The 8,545-nt window shown below is 71.5% G+C and carries 8 protein-coding genes; 4 read left to right on the top strand and 4 right to left on the bottom strand.

Annotated features, from left to right (window positions below; genetic code table 11):
• The first annotated feature begins 124 nt into the window (after positions 1 to 124).
• Positions 125 to 661, top strand: a complete 537-nt coding sequence (locus tag IZR01_RS28315) for a SigE family RNA polymerase sigma factor (protein WP_194895444.1) — start codon at positions 125 to 127, stop codon at positions 659 to 661.
• The gene (locus IZR01_RS28320; protein WP_194925617.1) at positions 661 to 1,746 is read left to right on the top strand and encodes a hypothetical protein; all 1,086 of its coding nucleotides are present in this window, start codon (positions 661 to 663) and stop codon (positions 1,744 to 1,746) included. The genes IZR01_RS28315 and IZR01_RS28320 overlap by 1 nt, the downstream gene beginning before the upstream one ends.
• Before the next feature lie 91 nt (positions 1,747 to 1,837).
• Here IZR01_RS28320 and IZR01_RS28325 read toward each other — a convergent pair whose 3' ends face one another.
• Positions 1,838 to 2,518, bottom strand: a complete 681-nt coding sequence (locus IZR01_RS28325; protein ID WP_194925618.1) for a trimeric intracellular cation channel family protein — start codon at positions 2,516 to 2,518, stop codon at positions 1,838 to 1,840.
• A gap of 202 nt (positions 2,519 to 2,720) precedes the next feature.
• On the opposite strand from IZR01_RS28325, the gene sepH reads away from it, so the two are divergent.
• Both sepH and IZR01_RS28335 read left to right on the top strand, forming a co-directional pair.
• Complete coding sequence (gene sepH / locus IZR01_RS28330; protein ID WP_194925619.1) at positions 2,721 to 3,914, top strand: septation protein SepH; 1,194 nt, start codon at positions 2,721 to 2,723, stop codon at positions 3,912 to 3,914.
• Positions 3,915 to 4,057: 143 nt separating this feature from the next.
• Positions 4,058 to 4,510, top strand: coding sequence for a GNAT family N-acetyltransferase (locus tag IZR01_RS28335; RefSeq protein WP_194899785.1), 453 nt, complete (start codon positions 4,058 to 4,060; stop codon positions 4,508 to 4,510).
• Positions 4,511 to 4,540: 30 nt separating this feature from the next.
• On the opposite strand, the gene IZR01_RS28340 is transcribed toward IZR01_RS28335, so the two are convergent.
• The 3 genes from IZR01_RS28340 to IZR01_RS28350 all read right to left on the bottom strand — a co-directional run.
• The gene (locus IZR01_RS28340) at positions 4,541 to 5,776 is read right to left on the bottom strand and encodes a GNAT family N-acetyltransferase (RefSeq protein ID WP_194925620.1); all 1,236 of its coding nucleotides are present in this window, start codon (positions 5,774 to 5,776) and stop codon (positions 4,541 to 4,543) included.
• A gap of 84 nt (positions 5,777 to 5,860) precedes the next feature.
• Positions 5,861 to 7,177, bottom strand: a complete 1,317-nt coding sequence (gene efeB, locus IZR01_RS28345; RefSeq protein ID WP_194925621.1) for an iron uptake transporter deferrochelatase/peroxidase subunit — start codon at positions 7,175 to 7,177, stop codon at positions 5,861 to 5,863.
• Between the two features lie 65 nt (positions 7,178 to 7,242).
• Positions 7,243 to 8,545: EfeM/EfeO family lipoprotein (locus tag IZR01_RS28350; protein WP_194925622.1), on the bottom strand; the 1,303-nt coding region annotated here is incomplete at its 5' end.

An 8,545-nucleotide genomic window follows, 5' to 3' on the forward strand; every position in this document is an offset into this window, starting at 1 on the left:
CGGCCCATGCGAGATTCCCCCACGACCGGATCAGCCGGATTCAGGACCGTCCCGGCCAGTGCAACCTCCCGCGCCCCCGACCGCATCAGGTGATTGTCCGGACACCGAAACCGAGGGGGTGCCTATGGCGAAGCCTGACCGCGACGCCGAGTTCACCGAGTACGTCAGCGCACGCCAAGCCTGGCTGCGGCGGGTCGCGTACCTGCTTTGCGGGGACTGGCATCGGGCCGACGACCTGGTACAGAGCGCGATCACCAAGCTCTACGCGCACTGGCACCGGGCCGGCCGGGCCGACAACGTCGACGGCTACGCCCGCCGCACGCTGATCAACACCTACCTGGCCGAGCAACGCAACGGGTGGGCGAAGTGGACGGTCCTGCACCGGTTCGGCGGCGGCGGGTCCGCGGCCGATCCGGAGCCGACTCCGGCCGTCCTGAGCGACCTGGAACTGGGGCTGGACCTGAAGAAGGCCCTGTTCCGGATCCCGCCGCGGCAGCGGGCGGCAGTCGTGCTGCGCTACTACTGCGACCTGTCGGTCGAGCAGACCGCGCAGGCCATGGGCTGCTCGACCGGCAATGTGAAGAGCCAGACAGCGCGGGGCCTGGCCACTCTCCGAGGCATCCTCGATCCGAATCCGACTCCTGTTATGGAGGGGACCTGATGACCTTTGATCTGAAGACCTCACTGGACGACCTGGCCGCGGCCGAGTACGCCGGCGCCCCGGTCAGCACCGTGGACGTCGGCAAGGCCCGGACCGACGGCCGGCGCCGGGTGCTGACCGCGCGGCTGGCGCCGATCGGCGGCGGCGTGGCCGTGGTCGCGGCCTGCGCGCTGGTGGTGAACGGGCTCGGCGGCACCTCGCCGGACAAGCCCGCCGCGGGTCAGAACGCGGCCTCCGGGCGCCAGTTCACCGGCACCGACCCGCTGACCGCGGTCGGCCGGTTCACCTGGCTGCCCGCCGGCTTCCAGACCGCGAGCTACCTCACCGGTCCGGACTACGGGAACAGCGTCACCGCACGCACCGCGCAGTCCGAGTCCTCGCCCTCCGGGCCGGTGACACCGCCGACGCTGGCGCTGACGTCCTCACCGACCGAGCCGCAGTTGCCGTCCTATTACACGAAGACGGAGGTGACCGTTCCGGGAAGCCCGAAGGCCTACCTGTTGTCGGACCCCGGCGACGCCCCGAGCATCCCCGCCGATCTGTCGCTGATGTGGCAGACCGCGTCCGGGTCCTGGTACGGCCTCGGCGGCGACTACCAGATCCACGGCGCCGAGCTCCAGGCCCTGCTGATCAAGGTCGCCGGCCAGGTGGCGACTGAGGGCTCCGCCGTCGCCCTGCCGATCCACGTGGAGGGCATGCCGAAGGACGCGGTGCTCGGGGAGGCCTCACTGGACGACCCGGCCGTGGTCGGCCAGGGCGGGTTCCGAGTCGGGCTCAGCTACACCGCGACCGGCGGGAACTTCGACATCTCCGTCATCCCGACCGGCTGGCAGGACCCGCGCACCCAGCAGCAGCCGGTCGACCCGAAGGTGTCCGCGCTCATCGGCAAGGGTTCTCCCGGCACGGCGCCGACCAGCAAGCCGGTCTGCAAGGACTCCGGCGGACTGCACATCTGCGTCGGAGAGGTCCCCGGCAAGGGCGGACAGGACCCGCTGGCCTCGGTCGGCGGCGCCCAGGGCCTGCTGGACCGGATCACCTCGCTGGGCACGGACCCGGCGAACTGGACCACGCACGTCGTGAACTGATCCGCCTATCACCCGATCGGATGGGGTGGGTATTGAGATTCACCCTGTGAGAAACACCACGTAGGAAAGCTGTATCAGACTCGCCCCGGCGCTATGCGACAGCGCCGGGGCGAGGCGCGTGCCAGTCCCGCCACACCGCGATCAGGCGGATGGCCGCGGTGATCACCACCGAGCCGGCCGCGGCGAGGTAGCCCTGCACCACGAAGCCGTGCCGCTCCAGCAATGCGAACAGCAGTCCGCCGACGAAGGCCGGGACCGCGTACAGCTCCCGCTGGAGCACCATCGGCACCTCGTTGACCAGCACGTCGCGCACTGCCCCGCCGCCGGTCGCGGTGACCGTGCCGAGCAGCGCGGCCTGGAAGACCGGCAGATGGTAATTCAATGCTTTGAGAGTGCCGGAAACCGCGAACAGGCCGAGGGTCAACGCGTCGGCGACAAGTGCGATCCGGTCGAACCGGACGGCCCGCCCGCGCACTTCCTCGATGGCTGATTTCAGCTTGGAATCACTCATTCGGCGGTTGGTCACCGACAGCACCGCCGCGGTCGCGCCGAGCGCCACCGCGAAATAGCGCCAGTCCGAGATCGCCGCGACCGGGGTGGCACCGATCAGGGCGTCCCGGATCATCCCTCCTCCGAGTGACGAGGCGACCGCGATGACCAGGATGCCGACCAGATCAAGGCCCTTACGCAGACCCGCGAAAGCCCCCGCGACCGCGGCGGCGAAGACCCCGAGGAGATCGAGAAGAACCGGAAGATGAGGATTGGCGACCATGATGTGTGGGAATGTACCCGGTTCAAGGCGGGAGGGGTGATCCGCGGGGGGATCACTGAACTGACATCCCACAACTGGACGGCGTACGACAAATGACCGACAACCCTTGCTGTCCGGGCGACCTCATCCGTTTCCCGTACCCGATCGGCGTGTCGATGCAGTACGGTCTAGCTGGCAGCACTCGTCGAAGGGAGGTCCGCTCGTGACTGAGCTCCGCGTCATGGCCGTCACCAGCGACGGTCAGCGACTTGTGCTGCGCTCGAACGACGGCCAGGAATTCCATCTGACCATCGACGAGCGTCTTCGGGCGGCCGTCCGCGGCGATCGGGCCCGGCTGGGCCAGATCGAGATAGAGGCAGAGGGTCAGCTCCGCCCCCGCGACATCCAGTCCCGCATCCGCGCGGGCGCGACCGCGCAGGAGGTCGCCGACGCCTGCGGCATCTCCGTGGAGCGCATCCGCCGGTTCGAGGGACCGATCCTCGCCGAGCGCGCTTTCATGGCGGAAAAGGCTCAGAACACGCAGGTGCGCCGGCAGGGCGAGAACCACGGGCAGAAGCTCGGCGAGATCGTCGGCGAGCGGCTGGCCAAGCGCGGCGCCGAGGACCCGGCCGCCGTGCACTGGGACTCCTGGCGGCGCGACGACGGCACGTGGACCGTGCAGGCCATCTACAAGATCTCCGGGGAGACGTACGAGGCGCTGTGGGCCTTCGACCCGCCGCGCCGGCTGGTGACGCCCGAGGACGACGAGGCCCGCCTGCTGTCCTCCGACGCGTCCTCGATCGCGGCCGCCGAGCCGATGTTCCCCTTCGCCGCGGCCTCCGTGCTCTCCGGCGGGACCGTGCTGCCGGGCCCGGCGCCGAGCACCAACGGCTCCTCGGCCGGCGGCGCGCTGGTGCACCTGGAGGCCCGTCGGCGTCCCGCCGAGTCCTCCGCGAACGGCTCCGGCGGCGCGCTGGAGCGGGAGCGCGAACGGGACCGCGATCGCGAGCGCACGGCCGCCGAGCGGACCGCGTCCGTGGAACGGCACCCGTCCTCGATGCCGGCCTCGGCCGCCGCTTCGGCGTCCGCCTCGGCTTCGGCCGCCGCGGCGGCCAACGGCACCGCGGGCGTCCCGAGCCCGGCGAACAGCCCCGAGGAGGACTTCGACTTCCTCGACGCCGCCGACACCCGCTCCCCGGCGCCGATCGCCGCGGTGGCCGGGCAGTCGGCCGGTTCGGCCTTCGACGACGCGATCTTCGGCCCGCGCACCACCGTCCCGCACCGGGAGCGGATGGTCGGCACCACCGACCGGCAGGCCGAGGCCGACGGCGTGCGGCCGGGGCGGCGGGCCACGGTGCCGTCCTGGGACGAGATCGTCTTCGGTTCGCGGCGCGGCAAGCAGAAGGGCCGCGACTGACGCTTTTCCGCCACGGCGCTGGTCGCGCGGCGGCCTGGGGAAACGACGGTGGCCTGGTCCCGATGTCTGGCGACATCGGGACCAGGCCACTTCTGCGTCATTGGCGATGGCCCGGCCGGCCGCGATGTGATCGACTTCTGGTCATGGAAGTGACGCGCGAGGACGGATTGTTCATCAGCGACGACCCGGCTCTGGTCGACGCCGGCAAGGTGTACCGATGGATCGCCGAGGAGTCCTGGTGGGGTGCGGGCCGCCCGCGGGACGCCGTCGAACGCTCGCTCGCCGGGTCGCACGTCTACGGCGTCTACGCCGACCGCGACACCATGATCGGTGTCACCCGGGTGATCTCCGACCACGCCACCTTCGCCTACTTCTGCGACGTCTACGTCGACGAGGCCTACCGCGGCAAGGGCGTCGGCCCGTGGCTGTCCCGGGAGATCGTGGCCGACCTGAAGGCGATCGGGATCAACCGGTTCCTGCTGGCCACCAAGGACAAGCACGCGACGTATGCCAAGGCCGGGTTCGTCCCGGTGGCGCGGCCGCAGTCCTGGATGGAGATCGACGAGCGGGCGACCCGGCCGGGACCGACGGACTAGGACGACCGGCACGGCCGGCACGACTGGCACTCAGAACCAGGTGACGCAGTAGGGCGGGACCGCCGTCTTGAACATCCGGTCGGCGAGCGCCAGTGCCCCGGGCTTCTCCTCGGCGGCCTCCCCGACCCGGGCCAGCGCGCTGGCCGCGTGCTGGCCGAGGTAGAGCGCGCCGAGGGTCTGCACGGGCAGCGTCAGGTCGGGGGTCTCAGTGCTGCGCTTCGCCGTGGCGCCGGCCGGGCCGCCTTCGAGGGCGTACACGCCGTCGGCGTAGCCGTCCGGGTCGGTGACGGCCAGGACCAGTCGGCCCTCGCCTTCGTAGGTACGCGCCTCCAGCGCCGCCACGACGTCGAGCACGCGGACCCAGAGCACGTCGTAGCGCTGCTTCTGGCGGGCCAGACGCGGGTCGACCATGAGGTGCCGCCAGGTGTCGTCGGCCGGGAACCTATCGACCGAGAACGAGGAGAGCCAGTCCTGCTCCCACAGGAACTGGAGCAGCCGGACGCGGGCCACGTAGTCCTCGGCGATCATGTAGACCTCGGCGCTGTTGTCCGGGACGAAGCCCTCCCAGCCGCCTTCGCGCGGCTGGTAGGTCGCGACGCCGCGCGGGGTCCCGTCCTCGTCGCGGTAGACCACGAACAGCCATTCCTTGTCGCGCGGCTCGCCGTCGTGGGTCAGCAGGCCGGCTTCGCGTTCCCACCACGAGTTGCGCCGCTCGACGGCCCCCGGGGTGGCGACGCGGACGCGTTCGTAGACGGCCTGTCCGGCCTGGACCCATTCCGGGGCTGAGACGAAGTCCACGGTGCCCGGCAGCGGCCGCACCGTGGCACAGCGCTTGCTTTCGAAGGTGTAGCGGGTCTCGTCGGTGGCGTGGCCGTAGCCGTAGCGGCCGTAGATCGGCCACTCGGACGGGATCAGCATCGACAGCGGCACCCCGGCGTCGGCCGACTGCCGGAACGCCTTGGCCGTCATCGAGGACAGGATGCCGCGTCGGCGGTGGGTCTGCGCGACCGTCACCGCGGTGACCGCGCTCACCGGCACCGCGGCGCCGCCGGGGACGGTCACGGTGTTGGCGTAGTTCGCGAAGGTGCCGACCACGCGGCCGCCGTCGTAGGCGCCGATCGCCCGGCCCGCGGCGATCTCGTCGGCGAACAGGGTTCGGCGGAACGGGCCCTGGCCGCGCTCCCGAAGCCTCAGGAAGCCGATGTCGGCCACGTCGTTGAAGTCGTCGAAATCGGACTCGGTGACGATCTTGATCTCGATGGGCACGCCCTCAGGCTAGGGACAGCGGGAGGGGGGTGCCACCGAATATGCGGTTCAGGCCAGATACGCGGTTCAGGCCAGATACCCGGTTCAGGCCAGCAGCGCGCTGCCGAAGTGGTCGGCGGCGTCCTTCACCCCGGGCAGCACGAAGAAGTAGCCGCCGCCGACCGGCGAGATGTAGTCCACCAGCGGCTCGTCGATCAGCTTGGTCTGCACGAACTCGAACTGGCGCTGGATGTCCTGCTGGTAGGCGACGAACGCCAGGCCCATGTCGAGGTCGCCGACGGCGTCGAAGCCGCGGTCGTAGTTGTAGCCGCGCCGCAGGACCCGGTTCCGGTCGGTCTCCGGGGTGCGCGGGTTGGCCAGCCGGATGTGCGCGTCCAGCGGGATGTTGGCGCCCTTGGGGTCCTTCGCGTACTGCGGGACGTCGGCCTGCGCGGCGCCGTCCAGCGGGGCCCCGGTGTCCCGGCGGCGGCCGATCATCTTCTCCTGCTCCAGCAGCGACACCCGGTCCCAGAACTCGACCAGCATCCGGATCCGCCGCACCACCTGGTAGCTGCCGCCGGCGGTCCAGGCCGGCTCCGGGCCGCCGGGCTGCACCCAGACCAGGTAGTCGAACTCGTGGTCGGTCTGCGGGTTCGCGATGCCGTCGTGGAAGCCGAGCAGGTTGCGCTGCGCCCCGGTGGGCCGCGGATCGTTGGCCCAGCCGTCGAGGCGGTACTTCAGCTGCATGCCGGAGCGGGTGTGCTTGGCGATGTCGCGGATGGCGTGCACCACGGTGTCCTGGCTGTCGGCGCAGATCTGGAGCGACAGGTCGCCGTGGCACTCGGCCGGGTCCAGGTTGTCGTTCGGGAAGGTCTTCATCGGCGTCAGCCGCGCGGGCTTCCTGGCGGCCAGCCCGAAGCGCGCGTCGAAGAGCGAGGCGCCGACGCCGAGCGTGACGGTCAGCCCGTCGGCCGGGACCGTGGGACCCAGGATGCCGCTGTCCGAAGGCGGAGCGCCGACGCCGAGGTCGGGCGGGGTGCCACCGGCGGTCAGGAACCGGGCCCGCTCGGTGAGGGTCTGGAACAGGGCGGTCAGCTCGGCCTTGTCGGCGGCGATGACGTCGAACACGGCGAGCGTGAGGTGCTTCTGCGCCGGCGTGGTGACGCCCTGCTGGTGCGCGCCGTGGAACGGCAGGGCCCGGCCGGAGCCGGTGGCGCCGGCGGCGGCCGGAGCCGCGTCGGCCGAGGCTTTGTTCATGGCCAAGCCGGTGGCGCCGACGACCGCGGCGCCGGCGACACCGGCCGCCGCGCCCTTGAGCATCGCGCGGCGGGCGAAGGCTTTGTGGTCGAAGGGGCAGGTGGCGGGCTGGGAGGCGGCAGCCTGCTGCGAGGCGGCCTCAGGGGTCTGGTTCTGCTCGGTCATCTCAAAACACTTCCATCTGCGCCAGTCGGCGGTCGGCGATTCGGGGGCGGGCCTGAAGACCCCGCTCACGTCGCCTTCCGGATCTCCAGCAGGTCCGGCACCACCGACAGCTGCTCCAGCAGCTCCCCCAGCGTCCCGTTCAGCTTCTGGCGCGCCGCCGGGTCGAGCTGGGCCACCGGGGTCCAGGTGCCGTCAGGCTGCTTGGCCGCGTCCACCACCGCGCCGAAGCGGTCGAGCCAGCTGTCGATCCCGGCCAGCCCTCGCGGGTCGCGGGCCTGGACCAGGGGCCTGATCACGGTCAGCACCTCGCGGGTGCCGGTCAGGTTGGCCTCGGCGGTGGCCAGTGTGCTGCCCGAGCCGTAGTCGGCGTCGCCGGTGAGCTGGAACTGGAGGGTGTTCTCCAGGATCTCGTGGGCGCGCAGCGGCAGGTCGGCGGGGTCGAAGTCCTGCTTGGGCCAGTCGCCGACCAGGCCGTGGACGTCGGCGGCCAGCTGGTCGGCGACCGGGGCCAGGGCGGCCGCCGCCGCGCCGTGCCAGAGTCCGTACTCCAGGCGGTGGAAGCCGGTGAAGTCCGGGTCCTGGACCTTGCCGGTGAGGCCGTCGGCGCGGCCGTCGATCTTCTTGTCCCAGTCCTGGAAGGTGCCGTACGCGGCGCCGAGCCGGTTGTACGCCAGGTGCGCGGTCAGCCAGTCCTGCTTGGCCTTCGGCAGGTCGCCGGAGTCCACGTCCTGCTTCAGCGTGTCGGTGTCGCCGGCCAGCTCGTTCAGGTGCTCGGTGACGTAGGCGCGGTATTGATCCAGCGGGGCTTCCAGGTCCTTCTCGGTGATCGGCACGACCGCGGTCGTGCTGCTGCCGGTGCCGCTGGCCCGCTTGGACTCCGAGGTGACCGCGTCCTTGCCGTTCGGGACGCAGCGCCAGGCGTACGTGCCGGTGCCGATCGTGGCGGTCATCGGCCGGGTGGTGCCCGGGGCCAGGCTCTCGATCTCGCCGTAGACCGCGCTGCTCGACGGGTCCATCAGGTAGACCTCGGCGGCCACGTCGCCGGTGTTCTTCATCTGGAACACGTGCTCGCCGGTGGTCAGGTCGCCGAAGCCCTTGCCGCAGGACGCGGAGGAGACCTCGATGGTCTGCGCGCCCTTGCCGCCGGAGTCGGGGCCGACCGCGACGATCACGGCGCCGGCGATCACCGCCGGGACCGCGACGACCGCGGTGCCCAGGGCCCAGCGCGGGGTCGGCTTGCGGGCGGCGGGAGCGGGAGCCGAGGCGGCCGGGGTGGCAGCCGGTTCAGGGACTTCAGGGTTCTGAACCGGCGTGACCGCCTCGGCGGTCTGGGTGGGCTGCGCCGCTTGCGGCGCGGCGGGGGCGGAG

This window comes from Catenulispora pinisilvae (assembly GCF_015356865.1).
Lineage (GTDB): Bacteria > Actinomycetota > Actinomycetes > Streptomycetales > Catenulisporaceae > Catenulispora > Catenulispora pinisilvae.